At 36.5% G+C, this 17,998-nt stretch carries 18 protein-coding genes; 10 read left to right on the top strand and 8 right to left on the bottom strand.

Features of this window, described 5'->3' with window-relative positions; genetic code table 11:
- The first annotated feature begins 11 nt into the window (after nt 1–11).
- The 9 genes from purD (at nt 12) to H9Q20_RS00400 (ending at nt 8,402) form a co-directional block, all read left to right on the top strand.
- Nucleotides 12–1,250 carry a phosphoribosylamine--glycine ligase gene (purD, locus tag H9Q20_RS00360; protein WP_187478032.1) on the top strand — a complete coding sequence of 413 codons (1,239 nt, stop codon included), beginning with the start codon at nt 12–14 and terminating at the stop codon, nt 1,248–1,250.
- A gap of 68 nt (nt 1,251–1,318) precedes the next feature.
- The gene (gene guaA / locus H9Q20_RS00365; RefSeq protein ID WP_124642586.1) at nt 1,319–2,848 is read left to right on the top strand and encodes a glutamine-hydrolyzing GMP synthase; all 1,530 of its coding nucleotides are present in this window, start codon (nt 1,319–1,321) and stop codon (nt 2,846–2,848) included.
- An 88-nt stretch (nt 2,849–2,936) separates the two neighbouring features.
- On the top strand, nt 2,937–4,289 hold the full coding sequence (locus H9Q20_RS00370) for a DEAD/DEAH box helicase (RefSeq protein WP_124642584.1): 1,353 nt from the start codon (nt 2,937–2,939) through the stop codon (nt 4,287–4,289).
- A 44-nt stretch (nt 4,290–4,333) separates the two neighbouring features.
- Nucleotides 4,334–5,224 carry a GTPase Era gene (gene era / locus H9Q20_RS00375; protein ID WP_124642582.1) on the top strand — a complete coding sequence of 297 codons (891 nt, stop codon included), beginning with the start codon at nt 4,334–4,336 and terminating at the stop codon, nt 5,222–5,224.
- 47 nt (nt 5,225–5,271) lie between these two features.
- Nucleotides 5,272–5,721, top strand: coding sequence for a DoxX family protein (locus H9Q20_RS00380; RefSeq protein WP_241154772.1), 450 nt, complete (start codon nt 5,272–5,274; stop codon nt 5,719–5,721).
- 54 nt (nt 5,722–5,775) lie between these two features.
- Nucleotides 5,776–6,297: an SRPBCC family protein gene (locus H9Q20_RS00385; protein ID WP_187478033.1), complete on the top strand. Its 522-nt coding sequence runs from the start codon at nt 5,776–5,778 to the stop codon at nt 6,295–6,297.
- Nucleotides 6,298–6,446: 149 nt separating this feature from the next.
- A complete protein-coding gene (locus H9Q20_RS00390; RefSeq protein ID WP_124642595.1) occupies nt 6,447–7,151 on the top strand; it encodes a CoA transferase subunit A in 705 nt (234 codons plus the stop codon).
- 1 nt (nt 7,152) lies between these two features.
- Nucleotides 7,153–7,809 carry a 3-oxoacid CoA-transferase subunit B gene (locus tag H9Q20_RS00395; protein ID WP_124642578.1) on the top strand — a complete coding sequence of 219 codons (657 nt, stop codon included), beginning with the start codon at nt 7,153–7,155 and terminating at the stop codon, nt 7,807–7,809.
- 113 nt (nt 7,810–7,922) lie between these two features.
- The gene (locus H9Q20_RS00400) at nt 7,923–8,402 is read left to right on the top strand and encodes a hypothetical protein (RefSeq protein WP_124642577.1); all 480 of its coding nucleotides are present in this window, start codon (nt 7,923–7,925) and stop codon (nt 8,400–8,402) included.
- On the opposite strand, the gene H9Q20_RS00405 is transcribed toward H9Q20_RS00400, so the two are convergent.
- Nucleotides 8,399–8,983, bottom strand: coding sequence for a Crp/Fnr family transcriptional regulator (locus H9Q20_RS00405; RefSeq protein ID WP_124642575.1), 585 nt, complete (start codon nt 8,981–8,983; stop codon nt 8,399–8,401). The two genes, H9Q20_RS00400 and H9Q20_RS00405, sit on opposite strands and share 4 nt — an antisense overlap.
- A gap of 2 nt (nt 8,984–8,985) precedes the next feature.
- Nucleotides 8,986–9,360: a bacillithiol system redox-active protein YtxJ gene (gene ytxJ / locus H9Q20_RS00410; RefSeq protein ID WP_124642573.1), complete on the bottom strand. Its 375-nt coding sequence runs from the start codon at nt 9,358–9,360 to the stop codon at nt 8,986–8,988.
- A 100-nt stretch (nt 9,361–9,460) separates the two neighbouring features.
- On the opposite strand from ytxJ, the gene pncA reads away from it, so the two are divergent.
- Nucleotides 9,461–10,066, top strand: coding sequence for a bifunctional nicotinamidase/pyrazinamidase (pncA, locus tag H9Q20_RS00415; protein WP_187478034.1), 606 nt, complete (start codon nt 9,461–9,463; stop codon nt 10,064–10,066).
- Between the two features lie 47 nt (nt 10,067–10,113).
- On the opposite strand, the gene H9Q20_RS00420 is transcribed toward pncA, so the two are convergent.
- From H9Q20_RS00420 to purF, 6 genes are all read right to left on the bottom strand, one after another.
- On the bottom strand, nt 10,114–10,686 hold the full coding sequence (locus H9Q20_RS00420) for a DUF2268 domain-containing putative Zn-dependent protease (RefSeq protein WP_187478035.1): 573 nt from the start codon (nt 10,684–10,686) through the stop codon (nt 10,114–10,116).
- Nucleotides 10,652–11,023 carry a hypothetical protein gene (locus H9Q20_RS00425; RefSeq protein WP_187478036.1) on the bottom strand — a complete coding sequence of 124 codons (372 nt, stop codon included), beginning with the start codon at nt 11,021–11,023 and terminating at the stop codon, nt 10,652–10,654. Before H9Q20_RS00425 ends, H9Q20_RS00420 begins: the two co-directional genes overlap by 35 nt.
- A 223-nt stretch (nt 11,024–11,246) precedes the next feature.
- A complete protein-coding gene (odhB, locus tag H9Q20_RS00430; RefSeq protein ID WP_124642567.1) occupies nt 11,247–12,467 on the bottom strand; it encodes a 2-oxoglutarate dehydrogenase complex dihydrolipoyllysine-residue succinyltransferase in 1,221 nt (406 codons plus the stop codon).
- Between the two features lie 38 nt (nt 12,468–12,505).
- Complete coding sequence (locus tag H9Q20_RS00435; RefSeq protein WP_187478037.1) at nt 12,506–15,289, bottom strand: 2-oxoglutarate dehydrogenase E1 component; 2,784 nt, start codon at nt 15,287–15,289, stop codon at nt 12,506–12,508.
- A 96-nt stretch (nt 15,290–15,385) separates the two neighbouring features.
- The gene (locus tag H9Q20_RS00440; protein WP_187478038.1) at nt 15,386–16,426 is read right to left on the bottom strand and encodes a polyketide cyclase; all 1,041 of its coding nucleotides are present in this window, start codon (nt 16,424–16,426) and stop codon (nt 15,386–15,388) included.
- A 74-nt stretch (nt 16,427–16,500) separates the two neighbouring features.
- Nucleotides 16,501–17,979 carry an amidophosphoribosyltransferase gene (gene purF, locus H9Q20_RS00445; RefSeq protein WP_187478039.1) on the bottom strand — a complete coding sequence of 493 codons (1,479 nt, stop codon included), beginning with the start codon at nt 17,977–17,979 and terminating at the stop codon, nt 16,501–16,503.
- Nucleotides 17,980–17,998: the final 19 nt, after the last annotated feature.

Here is a 17,998-nt window from a genome sequence, read left to right on the forward strand (position 1 = left end):
TAAAACTAATTATGAGAGTTCTAATCGTAGGTAACGGAGGGAGAGAAAGTGCCCTTGCTTGGAAACTAAAGAGTGATAGCAGAATTTCTAAAATGTATTTTGCAAAAGGAAACGCAACAACGGATCTTTTGGGGCAAAATGTTTACGAAAACGACATCGTTGAACTAAGAAATCTTGCCATCAGAGAGAAGATAGATCTTACGATTGTTGGTCCAGAAGCTCCATTAGTTGAAGGTCTGGTTGACGATTTTAGACAACACGGACTTAAGGTTTTTGGTCCTAAGAAAAGAGCTGCAGAACTAGAAGGTAGCAAAGCTTTCTCAAAAAGATTCATGCAAACTCATGGTATCAAAACAGCTAAAGCAGTAACTTTTGATGCCTACAAAGAAGCTACAGAATATGTAAAAAACCAAGCTTTCCCATTGGTCATCAAGGCCTCTGGTTTAGCAGGCGGTAAAGGTGTTGTAATCTGTGAAAACTTGGACGATGCTCTTAGTACCATCCATGCTTTCATGATTGACAGAATCTATGGCGATGCAGGTATCCAACTGGTTATCGAAGAATTTTTGCAAGGTTTTGAAACTTCAATAATTGCTTTTTCTAACGGAAATAAATTTTTCCCTTGTGTAACTGCAAAAGACTATAAAAAGGTAGGAAACGGTGATAAAGGAGCCAATACAGGCGGTATGGGAAGCGTTGCTCCTTGTCCAAAATTCACACAAGAACATTATGCCGATTTCGAAAAAAACATCCTTGAACCAACACTAAAAGGACTTAATGCTGAAAATCTTAACTTCAAAGGATTTATTTTCTTTGGATTGATGATTACCAACAACGGTGTATATCTATTGGAGTACAACATGAGAATGGGAGACCCAGAAACTCAAGTGATTATGCCTCTTTTAGAAAGTAACCTTTTGGATCATATTCAAGATTGCCTAGAAGGAAAAGACATCGAATTGAAATTTGCTGATAAAAAAGCGGTTTGTTTGGTGATGTGTTCCGGAGGTTATCCTGGAAAAATTGAAACCGATTTCGAAATTAAAGGAATCGAAAAGGTAAAAGACTCACACTTATTTTTCGCCGGTGCCCAAAAACAAGGCGACAGAATTGTAACCACAGGTGGTAGAGTCGTAAATGTTGTCGCTACTGCACCAACTTACGAAGAAGCCAGAAAAAAAGTATATGCTGATGCACTTTCTGTACATTTCGATTATGAATATTACAGAGAAGATATCGGTAAATTCTAAACATTAGAGGGATTTTTCCCTCTTTTTTTTTAGAAATTTTTATAAAAATTTGAAAAATAAAAGTAATAATGAATAACGGAATTTTAATTTTAGACTTTGGATCCCAATACAACCAACTTATCGCCAGAAGAGTTCGAGAAATGGGAGTTTATTCAGAAGTTTTACCTTATAATACACCCATAAAAGACCTTATGGCCAAACAACCTGCAGGGATTATCCTTTCTGGTGGACCAAGTTCTGTAAATGCAGAAGACGCTCATTTGGTAGAAAAAGCACTATTTGATCAAGAAATTCCTGTATTGGGAATTTGCTACGGCATGCAATTGACCACTCATCTTTTGGGAGGAACAGTAAAAAAAGGCGAAAAAGGAGAATATGGAAAAGCAAACTTACACATCGATAAAAGTTCTAAACTTTTCAACGGTGTTTCTACCGATTCCATCGTGTGGATGAGCCATTTTGACGAGGTTGAACAAGTACCTGAAGGCTTTGAAATCAATGCGAAAACCGATGTGATCTCTGCCATTTCCAACGAAAGCAAAAACATCTACTGTGTACAATTCCACCCTGAAGTTTCTCATTCCGAAGAAGGAGCTAAAATGTTGGAAAACTTCGTTTTTGAAATTTGTAATGCCGAAAAAAATTGGAAACTTACCAATTATATCGATAAAACCGTTGCCGAAATTCGTGAAAAAGTAGGAACAGAAAAAGTAATTTTAGGACTTTCTGGTGGGGTAGACTCCTCCGTTGCAGCAGTACTCATCCACAAAGCCATCGGCGATCAACTCACTTGTATCTTTGTAGATACCGGACTGTTAAGAAAGGACGAAGGAAAAAAAGTAATGGAAAACTACGGTGAGCATTTCCACATGAACATCAAAATGGTCGATGCTTCCGAAAGATTCTTATCCAAATTGGCAGGTGTTTCTGATCCTGAACAAAAAAGAAAAATCATCGGAAACGAGTTTATTGCCGTTTTTGATGAAGAATCTACCAACCTTTCTGGGGCGAAATTCTTGGCTCAAGGCACCATCTATCCGGATGTTATAGAAAGTCAATCGGTTAAAGGACCTTCTGCAGTAATCAAGTCTCACCACAATGTTGGTGGTTTGCCAGAAGACATGAAAATGGAATTATTGGAACCTCTTAGAGAACTTTTCAAAGACGAAGTAAGAAAAGTAGGTGAAGAGTTGGGTATCGCTCACCATTTGGTGTACAGACATCCATTCCCAGGTCCAGGTTTAGGCATTAGAATCTTAGGCGAAGTGGATGCTGAAAAAGTAAGAATTTTACAAGAAGCCGATGATATTTTCATTCAAGAATTGTATAAAAACGATTTGTATGAGAAAGTTTCTCAGGCCTTTGTCGTTCTTCTTCCAGTAAAATCTGTAGGAGTTATGGGCGACGAAAGAACTTATGAATACACAGCTGTAGTTCGTTCTGCCAATACCATCGACTTTATGACCGCCACTTGGAGCAAACTTCCGTATGAGTTTCTAGAGTTGGTTTCCAACAGAATTATCAACGAAGTGAGAGGCATTAATAGAGTTGCTTACGACATCTCTAGCAAACCACCTGCAACCATCGAGTGGGAATAATTTTTTAGAAAAATACCTATAAATCCTTTCATTTTATGGAAGGATTTTTTTTATTTTTAATTCTTTTTATAAATCGTACTTTTGCACCATGGAAAAACTCACTTTTGCAGATTTTGAATTACCGGAAAAGATCTTAGATGTATTAGCAGACTTAGAAATTTTCGAACCAACACCCATTCAGGAAAAAAGCTTTAAACCGATACTCTCAGGAAGAGACATCATGGGAATTGCGCAAACCGGTACGGGTAAAACTTTAGCCTATCTTTTGCCAGTACTCAAAAATTGGAAATACAATAAAAATGGAAACCCAACGGTTTTGGTTTTGGTACCGACCAGAGAATTGGTGGTGCAGGTTAGTGAAATTTTGCAAAACCTTTGTCAAAACATTACCACCCGTGTTATCGGAGTGTATGGAGGAAAAAACATCAATACTCAAAAATTACTCTTCAACGAGGGTTGCGACATTTTGGTAGGTACTCCTGGTAGGGTTATGGACTTGGCGATAGACAATTCAATTTCTTTAAAAGAAGTTAAAAATTTAATCATTGATGAGTTTGATGAAATGCTAAACCTAGGATTCAGACCACAATTGACCCATATTTTCGAAATGATGAAAGCCAAGAGACAAAATATTTTGTTCTCGGCAACCATGACCGAAGCAGTGGATGAAATGTTGGACGAATATTTTGCCAGTCCGATAGAAATATCCTTAGCCAAATCGGGTACACCTCTAGAAAAAATTGAACAAAGCGGATATAAGGTAGTTAATTTCAACACTAAAGTGAATTTATTAGAACATCTTTTAAAGCAAAATGATGATCTTTCCAAAGTTTTGATTTTTACGAATAATAAAAGACACGCCGATTTGTTATTTACCAAAATCGAAGAGTTATTCCCAGAAGATTTCGAAGTGATCCACTCCAATAAATCACAAAACTACCGTCTAAAAGCCCTGAAAAAATTTGAAAATGAAGAAGTTCGAGGCTTAATAACTACCGATGTTATGGCAAGAGGTTTGGACATTTCGGACATTACCCATGTCATCAACTTCGAGGTTCCGGAAGTTCCAGAACAATACATCCACAGGATTGGTAGAACGGGTAGGGCAGACAAGGACGGAAAAGCCATCACCTTTATCACCGAAAAAGAAGACACAGCGCTCTTAGAAATAGAAATGTTGATGGATAAAGAACTTTTCATAAACGATTTCCCATCCGAAGTCAAGATTAATCCTAAGAAAATCGCAGCTGAAGAAGAAGTGGTTTTGATGAAAAACCCTGTAAAAGTGAAACTGAATGAAGGGGGAGGAGCTTTCCATGAAAAGGCAGCTAAAAATAGAAAAATTAATCTCGGTGGACCAAGCAAAAGAAAACCACCTAAAAAACACGGTGCCAATAGAGCGCAGCAAAAAGCAAAATCGATTGCAAAAAGAAAGAAATAATCGTATTTTATATTTTGTGAAACCCATTTCAATACGAAAATAGAATGACAGAAAATAACAACCATAGAGCTGGTTTTGTGAACATCGTTGGGAAACCCAATGCCGGAAAATCTACGCTTCTCAACAGATTGATGGGCGAGAAGTTGGCCATTGTTACCCAAAAAGCACAAACGACAAGACATCGTATTTTTGGAATTTATAATGAAGACGATGTTCAAATTGTCTTTTCCGATACTCCCGGAGTTTTGGATCCTAAGTACGGATTGCAAGAAAAAATGATGGATTTTGTAAAGGATTCTTTGCAAGATGCCGATGTATTTTTATTCATCATCGATATTACAGATCCGTCCGAACCCAATGAATTTTTGGTGGAAAAACTGAATAAAATTCCGGTTCCTGTACTTATTTTAATCAACAAAATCGATGTTTCCAATCAAGAGAAATTAGAAGGAATCATGGAGTTTTGGCACAATAAAATCCCCAAAGCAGAAATTCTTCCGATTTCTGCCCAAGAAGGCTTCAATACCGATGTTATTTTACCAAAATTAAAATCTTTGTTGCCGGAAAACCCACCATACTACGACAAAGACCAGTACACCGACAAACCAGAACGATTTTTCGTAAACGAAACGGTTCGCGAAAAAATTCTTTTGAATTATGAAAAAGAAATTCCGTACTCTGTAGAGGTTGTCACTGAACAGTTTAAAGAAAAAGAAGGCATCATTTTTATCGATTCCATCATATATGTCGAAAGAGATACCCAAAAAGGAATCATCATTGGACATAAAGGCGAAGCGATAAAAAAAGTAGGTACACAAGCACGATTGGATCTTGAAAAATTCTTTAACAAAAAAATCCATCTCAACCTTTTTGTAAAAGTCAAAAAAGATTGGAGAAAAAACGATAGAGATCTTAAGAATTTTGGATATCGATAAAAATCGACAAAATTTATTTTAAAAATTACACTCAAATTGACAAAATAATGTTAAATTTGAGTGTAATTCTTTTTTTCATCATGTTTTTATCCACAACATATAATAAAAATTTTCTCAACTTTGGACTGCTATTATTGAGAATTGTTATAGGATTGTCCATGCTCAGTCACGGATATCCTAAGTTACAAATGCTTATGTCTGGGAAAATTGAATTTATGAGTTTGTGGGGACTCAGTCCTGGTTTTACATTAGCAATGGTCGTATTTGCTGAATTTTTATGTCCATTTTTCATCATCATCGGTCTATTCACAAGATTGGCGTGTATCCCGATCATGTTTACCATGTTATTTGCCATTTTTATGGTGCATATTCAGGATGATTTTAGTAAAATGGAACTTCCAATTTTATATTTCTTATCGTATCTCATGCTTCTCATTTTATCGGCAGGAAAATTTTCTGTAGATGCCATGATTGAGAAAAGAAGGTATGAATGGTAATAGATCTTGATTTGAAAATAGAAAGTCGTACATCAAGAATTAAAACACAAGATTATGAATATTTTCAAAAAAGTCCTTATCGGGTTACTGATCGTTACAGCATTGATTTTTATAGCCGCTCTAGTTGCACCTAAAAAATTTCATGCAAAAGGAGAAACTACCATTAACAAACCCATTTCCGAGGTTTATAAGTATGTTAAAAGCATAAAAACTCAAGAAGAGTATTCCATTTGGTTTGAAGAAGATCCCAACATCATCAAAAATTATTACGGTAAAGACGGAGAAATTGGTTCTGGCTTGAAATGGCAAAGTGAAATTGTAGGGAATGGCGAACAAAAAATAAAAAATCTTTCAGAAAATAAAAAAGTGGAAATCGACTTGTACTTAATGGACAACAGCAAAGCCAATCATTTGGTTTATGAAATGGATGAGTTAAGCCCCAATAAAACCAAATTGACTATTGAAGTAGATGGTGAAACTCCCATACCGTTTAATTTGATGTCGTTGATGTACGATATGAATGCCAGCTTTCAACAAAATGCTGATAATCTTAAGAAAGTTTTAGAAGATAAATAAACAATCCAAAGAATAACCGTTTATTACTAAAACGCATCTAATTTAACATAATATAAATTATAGGATTTTTTTAACACGACTGTAGAAAGTAGATTTTGATGATATACCAAAAAAGTCTTAATTTTAGCAGTACAGATAATACATTAAAAATGATCAATAAAACAGTAAAAAATGTACAGGAAGCCTGTGAAGGTATCCAAGATGGAATGACCATTATGCTTGGTGGTTTCGGTCTTTGTGGTATTCCTGAAAACAGTATCGCCGAATTGGTGAGAAAAAATGTGAAAAACCTAACCTGCATATCCAACAATGCCGGTGTTGATAATTTTGGTTTGGGATTGTTACTACAAAAAAAACAAATCAAAAAAATGATTGCTTCTTATGTTGGCGAAAATGCTGAATTTGAAAGACAATTACTTTCAGGCGAATTAGAAGTCGAACTTATCCCACAAGGTACTCTGGCAACGCGTTGTATGGCAAGCGGTTACGGTATGCCTGCAATTTTCACTCCTGCAGGTGTTGGTACAGAAGTCGCTGAAGGTAAAGAAATTAGAAACTTTAACGGTAAGGATTATCTTTTAGAATATGCTTTCGATTCGGATTTTGCCATCGTAAAAGCATGGAAAGGCGATACAGCCGGAAATTTAATTTTCCGTTCAACCGCCAGAAACTTTAATCCCATGATGGCCATGGCAGGGAAAATAACCATTGCCGAAGTTGAAGAATTGGTACCTGCAGGAGAACTGGATCCAGACCAAATCCATACACCAGGAATTTTCGTACACAGAATTTTCCAAGGTGAACACTACGAAAAAAGAATTGAACAAAAAACTGTAAGAGCAAAAAACCTATAATATGGCACTATCTAAAGAACAAATCGCGATGCGCATCGCAAAAGAAATTTCCAACAATTCTTATGTTAATTTGGGAATCGGTATTCCAACTTTGGTGGCTAATTATATCCCAGAAAATATCAATGTGGTTTTGCAATCCGAAAACGGTTTGTTAGGAATGGGTCCCTTTCCGTTTGAAGGTGAAGAAGATGCAGACCTTATCAATGCCGGAAAGCAGACCATCACTACCCTTCCGGGATCTGTAATTTTCGACTCGGCAACCAGCTTCGGAATGATCCGTGCTCAAAAAGTAGATCTTACCATCTTAGGTGCCATGGAAGTTTCTGAAAATGGTGACATTGCCAATTGGAAAATTCCAGGAAAAATGGTTAAAGGCATGGGCGGAGCTATGGATTTGGTAGCTTCTGCTAAAAATATTATCGTAGCCATGCAACAAGTGAACAAACACGGTGAGAGTAAATTGCTTTCCACCTGCTCGTTACCTTTAACGGGTGTAAAATGCATTAAAAAAATTGTCACAGAACTTGGTGCATACGAAGTGAAGGACGGTGCTTTTCACTGCGTTGAAAGAGCTCCAGGCGTAAGCGTTGATGAAATTAAAAAAGCTACTGCCGGAAAATTGATTATTGCGGATGATGTTCCGGAAATGACTTTCTAAAAATGTGATAAAAGCAAAGATTTCCCTTTTCTTTGCTTTTATTTTAAACTAAAAAACACATTTTGAGAAAAAATTGAAACTTTAATACAATTAAAACTCAATATTTTCAAAAAATGAAACCAACTAAACTATTTTTATTTTCACTATTCATAGTGCTACCGACACTTAGCTTTTCACAAGTACGATACGATAAGATGTCTGAAGGAGCAGTCAATAGGATTTTCTTAAAATTTACACAAGAATTTGCCCAAGAAGTTTTGGATAAATGTCGAAATAAAGAATACAATTCCAATTTCAAATCGGCCAAACTTTCTATTCCTATGGACAATTATCTTAGAAAAAATATGAAATCCATTTGTGAAGATAACCAGAAAAAATACGGTAGTATTGAAATTAAAAAATTCAACAATGCCTATTACCACAAGTACATGACGGATGATCCGGTGCAAATGTTTGTGTACAACATCGACTCTGAACAGTCCAACGATGCCAAATATTTTTCTATTTGGGTGGGGAGTATTTCCAAAAAAATTCAAGGATTTTGGATTACCAAAAACAAACCTTTAGAAGAAAATTTGGTGATCCATTATTAATTTGCATCTTTTTTCACCAGATTTTTTCTAACTCTACTCAAACTTTCCGGAGTGATGCCCAAATATGAAGCGACCATCCATTGTGGTACTCTTTGCAGAATATCCGGATACATTTTTATAAAACTCAGGTAGCGTTCTTCAGCCGTGTCCGATAACAAGGATTGGACACGGTTCTGAAGATTTCTGATGTGCTTTTGCAACAATAAATCTATTTTATACGCTGAATCCGGAAATAGGACGGAAAGTTCTGTGAAAAAATTATTGTTCAGCATCAACACCTCTGTTTCTTCAATGGCATCGATATAAAATCGAGAATTTTCATTAAAAAAAACCGAACTTCTATCGGAAATCATCCAATTTTCTGGTGCAAATTGTATAACATGTTCCTTTCCATTTTTATCCAAAGAATACATTCTGAGCAAACCTTTTTCAACAAAATAAGTATGTTGACAGACTTCTCCGGCTTCCAATAAAAAACTTCCTTTACTGACCGTTTTCATGGTCAGATTATTTTTACATTTAAAAACAGATTCTTTTGGTAAATCCAATACTTCTGAAAGATAATTTTGTATGTTGGTCATGTCTATAAAAAGTTAAGAAATATGGAACTGTGCGAGGCATGATGCACGGCACTACCCTTTTCTATTACAATAATTTGTGGACTTTGGTGGCTTATACCAAAATCTTCTGCGATTTTGTTGGACAAAGCACGATAAGACAAAAGATCTAAATAATAAAATTGAATGTTTGGAGGATTGTTCTCTAAAATTTCTTTTTCAAAATTGGACTTCACTCTAGAACTTATCCCACATCGGGTTGAATGTTTGAAAATCGCAATTTTTTGTTGAAAGGATTGATCGATTGCTTGTTGAAGCTTTTCAACAGAATCTATATCGATCCAAATACTACTTGCTTCTTCTTTTGATTTGTCACCAAAAATTGAGTTGAAAATTCCCATGTTTTTAAATTAATTTCACGATAGTTTATTTTAGAAATATACTTCGTTTGAATATTCGTTTTGTAAATTTACCAAAAAATTAGAATTTAACAATCTGTCCATGAAGAAAGCATTAATAATCGTTGATGTTCAGAATGATTTCTGCGAAGGCGGTGCATTGGCGGTTCCTGGAGCCAATGAAATTATCCCGTACATCAACCATCTTACACAAGAAAACGACTATGACCAAATCATATTAACCCAAGATTGGCACCCTGCTGACCATAAAAGTTTTGCATCCAACAACAATAAAAAAGTAGGTGAAAGCATTATACTAGGCGGTATCCCACAGTTTATGTGGCCGGATCATTGTGTACAAGGAACCTTTGGAGCAGAATTTCATAAAGATCTGATCGTCCCTGAAGGTGCGCATATCATTCAAAAAGGAAAGAATACAGAGATTGACAGCTACAGTGGCTTTCAAGATAACAACCATTTTATGAAAACCGGTTTGGACGATTTCTTAAAATACCACGACATTGGCTTGGTAGAAATTGTTGGATTGGCCTTGGATTATTGTGTGAAATACACCTGCATGGACGCCATAAAACAGGACTATATTACCTGCATCCATTTCAACGGAACGCGTGCGGTAAATATAAAACCAGACTCTGCCAAAGATACCATTTATCAACTGGTAGAAAATGGGGTTTCTGTTTTGGGTTAAACAATTTTTAAAAGATTGGAAGGCCTAACTTCCAATCTTTTTTTCTGCTATTTTAATATTCTACTTTTATTCAGAATATCTAATGGAGATGCTGTGTAGAGGTCTTTCCAAGAGTTCTTTCCGTACCTTTTGACATATTCTTCAACAATTCTATAACCGATAAAATAACCAATAGCTCCAGGAAATCCCTCTCCTATTTTGGTATTTCTATCGGCAAACTGTCGTGCTACACTTTCCTCCTTGTTCAGGTGATATTTTGCCAATACTTGTAAGAGTTTTTCCTCATTTTTAACACAAAATTCGAATTCGGTTTGGGTATACCCCAATTCTTGGGCAAGTGTATATTTTTGTTGGTGAAAAACATGACTGACATAGGTAGCAAATCCTTCATCTATTATCCTTTTCAGTACTTTAAACTCGGTTTGTGGCTGGTAAATATTGTAAATTTGATGGTTAAGTTCATGAGGGAGAAATTGTATGATCCTATCGTTGCTATGGTTTTGTTTGTTGGCAAGGTCAATGATCATTTCTCCACTTCCTAAACCTCCAAGATCTGTCCATGCAGGTCCATAGAGAATATACCATTTACCTTGAGGTTGATAACCGGTGAAACGAAACATTTTTTTTGAATGTTTTTTCAACTGTCTGTATATTTTTTTTTGGAATGATTTGGTTGTTGTTTTTCCAAGTTTGTAGTTTGGAAAGTGCAGTTTTTTCTACCCAAGAAATCCATGCTTTTTCATCGCCCAAGTATCCTTTCCATAGATTTTCATGCGGTTGGTACAGTTGTTTAATCAAATTATTTTTGTGGTACTCAAAATTTTTAGGTTCTATCTTTCCAAGAATTTGAATTTCTTTTGTTCCAAGGTCGATGATTTCTAATGAAGATTTTTTATTTTGCGAATAAAAGATTGTTGAAAATAGTAGGAGAAAAAGTGTAATTTCTATTCTGTTCATGTGTGGTTTTTTTGAAGATCTCTCTTTTTTTGTACCAGCCCGAATGGTAGCGGCATCCTTTTGTAAGCCTAGGGAAAAGCCTTGGCACAAAAGATACAGCGGACAGTCGGACGAGGCTACCAAAGAATCTTAACTTTTGAAGCTCCTAAAAAAAACAGTATGTTAAAATAGGAATAAAAAAGGTCGGAAAAAAAACCGACCTTTTTTGATTATTTTGATTGGATTACAGTTCCAATGCTTTTCTTTCGTCTCCGTTCATTAAGAATTCTACTGGATTGTCCAATGCTTCTTTTACAGCTACTAAGAAACCAACAGACTCTCTACCGTCGATAATTCTGTGGTCGTAAGAAACTGCCAGATACATCATTGGTCGGATTTCTACCTGTCCGTTGATGGCAACCGGTCTTTGGATGATGTTGTGCATACCCAAAATTGCAGATTGTGGTGGGTTGATGATTGGTGTGGACAACATGGATCCGAAGACACCACCATTGGTAATGGTGAAAGTACCTCCCGTCATTTCGTCAACGGTAATTTTTCCGTTTCTTACTTTTTCAGCCAAGTCTTTTATGCTGCCTTCTACCCCTCTAAGAGTTAGGTTTTCAGCATTTCTCAACACAGGAACCATTAAACCTTTAGGACCGGAAACGGCAATAGAAATGTCGCAGAAATCGTAGTTGATTTTGAAATCTCCATCGATGGATGCATTTACATCCGGGTACATTTGCAAAGCTCTGGTTACTGCTTTTGTAAAGAAAGACATGAAACCAAGTCCAAATCCGTGTTTTTGTGCGAACTCGTCTTTGTATTGTTTTCTGATTCTGAAAATTTCGGACATATCCACTTCGTTGAAGGTGGTAAGCATGGCCGTTTCATTTTTAACAGAAACCAATCTTGCTGCTAATTTTCTTCTAAGAACAGAAAGTTTTGTGGTTGTAGAAGTTCTATTTCCTCCCAATGTAGATCCCATTGCTGGTACAGAAGCTACAGTTGCGTCTTCTTTGGTAATTCTACCGTCTCTTCCCGTTCCTTGCACTTGAGCTGGAGCAATTCCTTTTTCGTCCAATATTTTTTTGGCAGCTGGAGAAGGAGTTCCAGAAGCATAAGTTGTCGCTTGTGATGCAGGTTGTGGCGCTTCGGCTTTAGGAGCTTCTTCTTTTTTAACCTCTGCTTTAGGAGCTTCGGCAGCACCTTCAGGTTTGGATGCTGATCTGTCGATCAAACAAACCACTTGACCTACTTGCACCACTTCACCTTCTTCAGCCTTTAGAGTGATAATACCACTTTCTTCAGCTGGAAGTTCAAGAGTTGCTTTGTCGGAATCAACTTCTGCTATGGGTTGGTCTTTTTCTACGAAATCACCGTCTTTTACTAACCAAGTTGCGATTTCCACTTCTGTGATGGATTCCCCTGGCGAAGGAACTTTCATTTCTAATATTGACATCTGTATATTTTTATATTTTAAACTAAATTATTTTTGTATTATGCCGTTACAGGTCTGCTAGTTGGTGCATCGTTGCAACCAAAAACTCTGTTGATGACATCGGTTTGGTTTTTTTCGAACATTTTATGACTTCCAGGTGCTGGGCAACCGCTAGGTACAGGAGCTACCACTTGCATATCGGTATGTCTAAAATGTCTTAGGATGAATGACCAAGCTCCCATATTTTCAGGTTCTTCTTGTGCCCAAATCAATGATTTTCTATTGGAATATTTGTTTAAGATTTCTTCAATTATATCCATCTGTAAAGGATACAATTGCTCCATTCTAACCAAAGCGGTCGTGGTATCGTTTAGTTCTTCTCTTTTCGATAGCAATTCGTAGTACAATTTGCCCGAACAGAATACCAATTTTTCTACCTTGCTTGCGTCCACCGTGATATCGTCTAAGATCGGTTGGAATTCGCCATTTGCCATATCTTCCAATTGAGAAACTGCTTTAGGATGTCTCAGTAAAGACTTCGGAGTCATCACCACCAACGGTTTACGGAAAGAGAATTTCATTTGTCTTCTCAACAAGTGGAAATAGTTAGCCGGTGTTGTACAATTGGCAACGATGATATTTTCATTGGCAGCAAGGGTAAGGAATCTTTCTAATCGTGCAGAAGAGTGCTCGGCACCTTGACCTTCGGATCCGTGTGGTAGTAGCATTACCAAGCCGTTTTGCATTTTCCATTTGTCTTCAGCTGCAACCAAATATTGATCTACAATAATCTGAGCACCGTTGGTAAAGTCACCAAACTGAGCCTCCCATATGGTCAAGGTATTTGGAGCTGCTACAGCATATCCGTAATCGAAACCTAAAACTCCATACTCTGAAAGGTGTGAGTTGTAGATGTCAAATCTTTGGTTGCTGTTTACTTGTGCCAAAGGCGTATATTTTTCTTCAGTATCTTCCGTTTTTAAAACCGCATGACGGTGAGAGAAAGTCCCTCTCTGAACATCTTCTCCAGAAATTCTGATGCTATTGCCTTCTGCTAATAGTGTGGCATACGCCAATAACTCTCCCATTGCCCAATCCAAAGAATTGTTGTCAATCATTTTAAGTCTGGCTTCAAACAAACGGGTAATTTTATTGAGGAATTTTTTGTCTTTTGGAAGTGTTGAAATTTGTTGAGCCAACGCTTTCAATGCAGCCAAATCATAGCTGGTGTTGTATTTTTTAAGCAAAGCTCCTTTTTCTGCCAAAGAGTAATTGGACCAAACATCTTCCATGAAAACCGGCATGGCATTTTTGATAATTTCTTTAGAAGCGTCATAGTCAATGTCCAATAATTTTTTGAAATCACCTTCCATTTCTTTGATTACCGCATCGGAGACAATACCTTCTTTCAACAATTTATCCTTATAGATTTCTCTTGGATTTGGATGTTTTGAGATGGATTTGTACAAATTGGGTTGGGTAAATCTTGGTTCATCCCCTTCGTTATGTCCGTATTTTCTATACCCCAAAAGATCGATGTACACATCTTTCCCAAATCGAGCTCGGAATTCTGCAGCAAAACGAATGGCATGTACCACTGCTTCTACATCGTCGTCATTAACATGCATTACAGGAGAGTCTGTAACTTTTGCAATGTCGGTACAATACATGGACGAACGAGCATCCAAATAATTGGTGGTGAAGGACACCTGATTGTTCACAACAATATGTACGGTACCTCCCGTTTTATAACCGTCCAAAGTCATCATTTGTGCAATTTCGTACACGATGCCTTGTCCTGCAATGGCTCCATCACCGTGGATGACGATTGGCAAAACTTTTTTATAATCGTTGTATTCTATATCCACTTTCGCTCTACAGATCCCTTCCACAAGGGCTGCAACAGTTTCTAAGTGCGATGGGTTTGGTGTTAAGTTTATTTTAACCTCCTCACCTCTTTCTGTTTTTATTTTTGTTGATGCTCCCAAATGGTATTTAACATCACCTGAGAAAACATCTTCTTCAAATTCTTTACCTTCAAACTCAGAGAAAATTTGTTTGTATGATTTTCCAAAAATATTGGTCAGTACATTCAATCTACCTCTATGAGCCATACCCAAAACCACCTCGTCTACACCCAGTTGAGAAGATCGAGTAATCAATTGATCCAAGGCAGGAATTAACGATTCGCCGCCTTCCAGGGAAAATCTTTTTTGCCCCACAAATTTGGTGTGCAAGTAGTTTTCAAAAGCTACAGCTTGGTTGAGTTTATGTAAAATTTCAACTTTTTCTTTCGCTTCTAATTTTGCTTGGTTGTTGTTGTTTTGAATCCAATTTTTGATAAAAGATTTTTCTTCAACATTTAGGATGTGCATGTATTCTACTCCGATGGAATCGCAATAGATGGTCCCCAATTGGTTGATGATTTCTTGCAATGTTGCAGCACCATTCATTCCAATTTCTACAGCCGAATTGAATTTTTTAGTCAAATCGTTTTGCGAAAGTCCAAAATTTTCTAGATCCAAAGTTGGAACATGATGTCTTCTGGTTCTTACCGGATTGGTTTTGGTGAACAAATGTCCTCTGCTTCTGTATGCATCAATGAGATTAACTACTTTAAATTCATTAAGAATATCATCAGAAACGCCGTTGTTGGCTAAGGAATTTTGTGCATATTGAGTGGGACTAAAGTCCTGGTCGCTGTAATTTTCCAGAGCAAAATCAAAACCTTGGAAAAAGGATTTCCATGAAGGTTCTAACGAATCTGGGTATTGTAAATATTGTTGATACAAATCCTCAATTAACTGAGAATGAGCTGCATTTAGGAATGAAAATTTGTCCATTATGTACAGATTATCTGTTTAGAATAGTATTTTTTTTAATAAAACACAAATGTATAAATAATTTGCGAGTTGATAAAGATTTTTTCAAGCAAATATTTAACGATAAATAGGCAATGCTATTTTCATGAAACAATCTTTATTTTCTTGAGGTTCTTGAATAAAAGATTCTATCAAATCCCCATTTCGCATCGTATCTTTTTTCGCCTTTTGCATCAACATTTGTATGGGTCTCATACGGCCTTCAAAACTTCCTTTATAATAGATGACCAATGCCTGAGTTTCGTTGAAAGTTCTAAAACTAAAACTATTGTCCGAAACTCCAACTTTTGAAGCAACCGGTATGCCATAGAAATAAGAAATTTCTTTGTTTTTGAATTGCGAAGGTTCTGTGATCATCACTGGAAGTCCGTATTCATCTTCCTTTTTACCCAAATCAATCTTAACAAAATTGGTAACCTTATTGTGATTCATGATGATGTTTTTCAGGTAATTATCTTTTTTATTGTTGGTGTTAATACTCACTCCCAATAGGATCTGTGCGGGTAATTTTTCTACCAAAATGGTGTCCAATTTGATATTGGCCATCAACTGGTCTTTTACAATTTTTCGGCTCATGATCGTAGAAAGATTTTGCATGCTTTTATTGATGTTATCTTCAGAAAAATTTTCAACAAAAAAATTCAATGATCTTTTAAAAAACGATTGCTTGGGGGTATGTATGGTCCAAATGGTTTTGGTGATGAAATTAGATACTTTTTTGAATTTCACATCGATCAGAAAGGGCATTTCTTGATTTTCTAAAAAAAGTTGATATCGAATTGTTTTATTGGGATTGGCATATCGAACAAACAATTCTCCGGATTTATCGTTCTCTTTTTTATTGTAAAAAGCCATGGAGCTCCCTTGTCCTTGGTAGGGTGAGAAAAAACTGTAAACCAATTCTTTATCCTCTGAAAAATAAACATTCCACTCTGAAAAATTCTGTAAATTCTCGAACTGAGGAAATACTTTTTCAATGGGATAAGAAATATCTTTTTCTACGACCAATACTTTACTTTCTTCCACAAAATACATGGAAATAGAATACAATACGGCCAATAAAAATGTGATAAACAGTGTAATTTTTAACCAACGCATAAAGCAAAAATATAAAAAAGTGTGATAAATCTTTCGCTTTATCACACTTTTATTATTAATTAAGACAATTTCAATTATTCATCGCCTTTAGGCACTGGATATTTTTCAGTAAAACATCCAAAACAGTGATCGCTAGAGCCTAAAATTTTAATGAGATTTTCCACGCTCAAAAACTCCAAAGAATCTACATCCAAATAGTCTCTAAGTTCTTCTTTGGTCATGTTTGCAGCAATAAGATCCTCTTTATTAGGTGTGTCTATCCCCAAATAACAAGGAGCAATTACAGGTGGAGAAACACTTCTGAAGTGAATTTCTTTAGCACCTGCCTCTTTCATTATTTTCACCAATCGTTTAGAAGTGGTTCCTCGAACGATAGAATCGTCGATGATAACAATACTTTTGCCTTTTATTTCAGAAGCAATAGGATTTAGTTTTAAGTTTACAATTCTCTCTCTCATTTCTTGAGTAGGAACGATAAAACTTCTACCGATGTATCTGTTTTTGATCAAAACCGGTCTGAAAGGAATGCCGGAAGCTTTGGAATATCCAATGGCTGCAGGGACTCCAGAATCTGGAACTCCAATAACCATATCGGCTTTTACAGGAGCTTGTTCCCAGATTTTCTCACCCGATTTTTCTCGGATCTCGTGTACATTAATATTCTCCATGGTCGAGTCGGGTCTTGCAAAATAAATGTACTCGAAAGAGCAAATTTTTCTTTTGCAATCGTCTTTTACCATGTAGGATTTCAAGCCTTTTTCGTTATCGCTGGTGTATACAATCTCACCCGGAAGGATGTCTCTAACATACTGGGCACCCACTGCATCCAAGGCGCAGCTTTCAGAAGCCGCAACAAAGGTTTTCTCGTCGATAGCTCCTAACACCAAAGGTCGAATTCCGTGGAAATCCCTAAAGGCAAAAAATTTATTTCGTGTAATTCCAACAACAGAATACGCACCTTCAATTTTTTCCATGGTGGCTTTTATGGCGCCTCTAAGTCCTAGGTCCAAATTTTTCTGGATAAGTCTTAGTATAACCTCAGAGTCAGAAGTTGCACGGAATACAACGCCTTCTGCTTCCAGCTCTGCTTTTAGTTTTTTAGCATTGGTTAGGTTGCCGTTGTGAGCTATGGACAGCACCATTTGGTCGTATTCGTTTTTGGCAAAAAACGGTTGAAAATTGTATTTCTTTTTATCTCCAGCCGTACTGTAACGGGTGTGTCCAATTACGGTATTTCCCATAAAAGTTTCAGGATCTTTGATTTCTTTGAAAACATCCAAAACCAATCCTTCGTCTTTTACATTGTATATCTTTCCGTTATTGGCAACAGAGATACCACAAGCCTCTTGTCCACGGTGTTGCAGGGCAAACAATCCGAATTGGGATAAGGAAAAGGTATCCAAATTATCTTCGGAATACAATCCGAAAATACCACATTCTTCATTAGGAGCGTCCAATCGTTCGTCTTCTTGATTTCTAAGAAGGTTTCTTCCGTATGGACGATTTTTATATTGATTTAAATAATCTTCTCTATGCTGATCTAAATCTTTCATTGGGTAATTTTACAAGAAA

It is taken from the genome of Amniculibacterium sp. G2-70 (assembly GCF_014353055.1).
In the GTDB taxonomy this organism is placed as follows: Bacteria; Bacteroidota; Bacteroidia; order Flavobacteriales; family Weeksellaceae; genus Amniculibacterium; species Amniculibacterium aquaticum.

Coding starts and splice junctions, on each gene's coding strand:
- H9Q20_RS00385 (WP_187478033.1), top strand. CDS start 5,776: ATGAATATTTTCAAAAAAGTCCTTATCGGGTTACTGATCGTTACAGCA.
- odhB (WP_124642567.1), bottom strand. CDS start 12,467: ATGTCAATATTAGAAATGAAAGTTCCTTCGCCAGGGGAATCCATCACA.
- H9Q20_RS00380 (WP_241154772.1), top strand. CDS start 5,272: ATGTTAAATTTGAGTGTAATTCTTTTTTTCATCATGTTTTTATCCACA.
- H9Q20_RS00370 (WP_124642584.1), top strand. CDS start 2,937: ATGGAAAAACTCACTTTTGCAGATTTTGAATTACCGGAAAAGATCTTA.
- pncA (WP_187478034.1), top strand. CDS start 9,461: ATGAAGAAAGCATTAATAATCGTTGATGTTCAGAATGATTTCTGCGAA.
- era (WP_124642582.1), top strand. CDS start 4,334: ATGACAGAAAATAACAACCATAGAGCTGGTTTTGTGAACATCGTTGGG.
- H9Q20_RS00395 (WP_124642578.1), top strand. CDS start 7,153: ATGGCACTATCTAAAGAACAAATCGCGATGCGCATCGCAAAAGAAATT.
- purD (WP_187478032.1), top strand. CDS start 12: ATGAGAGTTCTAATCGTAGGTAACGGAGGGAGAGAAAGTGCCCTTGCT.
- H9Q20_RS00435 (WP_187478037.1), bottom strand. CDS start 15,289: ATGGACAAATTTTCATTCCTAAATGCAGCTCATTCTCAGTTAATTGAG.
- H9Q20_RS00440 (WP_187478038.1), bottom strand. CDS start 16,426: ATGCGTTGGTTAAAAATTACACTGTTTATCACATTTTTATTGGCCGTA.
- H9Q20_RS00420 (WP_187478035.1), bottom strand. CDS start 10,686: ATGTTTCGTTTCACCGGTTATCAACCTCAAGGTAAATGGTATATTCTC.
- purF (WP_187478039.1), bottom strand. CDS start 17,979: ATGAAAGATTTAGATCAGCATAGAGAAGATTATTTAAATCAATATAAA.
- ytxJ (WP_124642573.1), bottom strand. CDS start 9,360: ATGGGAATTTTCAACTCAATTTTTGGTGACAAATCAAAAGAAGAAGCA.
- H9Q20_RS00405 (WP_124642575.1), bottom strand. CDS start 8,983: ATGACCAACATACAAAATTATCTTTCAGAAGTATTGGATTTACCAAAA.
- guaA (WP_124642586.1), top strand. CDS start 1,319: ATGAATAACGGAATTTTAATTTTAGACTTTGGATCCCAATACAACCAA.
- H9Q20_RS00400 (WP_124642577.1), top strand. CDS start 7,923: ATGAAACCAACTAAACTATTTTTATTTTCACTATTCATAGTGCTACCG.
- H9Q20_RS00390 (WP_124642595.1), top strand. CDS start 6,447: ATGATCAATAAAACAGTAAAAAATGTACAGGAAGCCTGTGAAGGTATC.
- H9Q20_RS00425 (WP_187478036.1), bottom strand. CDS start 11,023: ATGAACAGAATAGAAATTACACTTTTTCTCCTACTATTTTCAACAATC.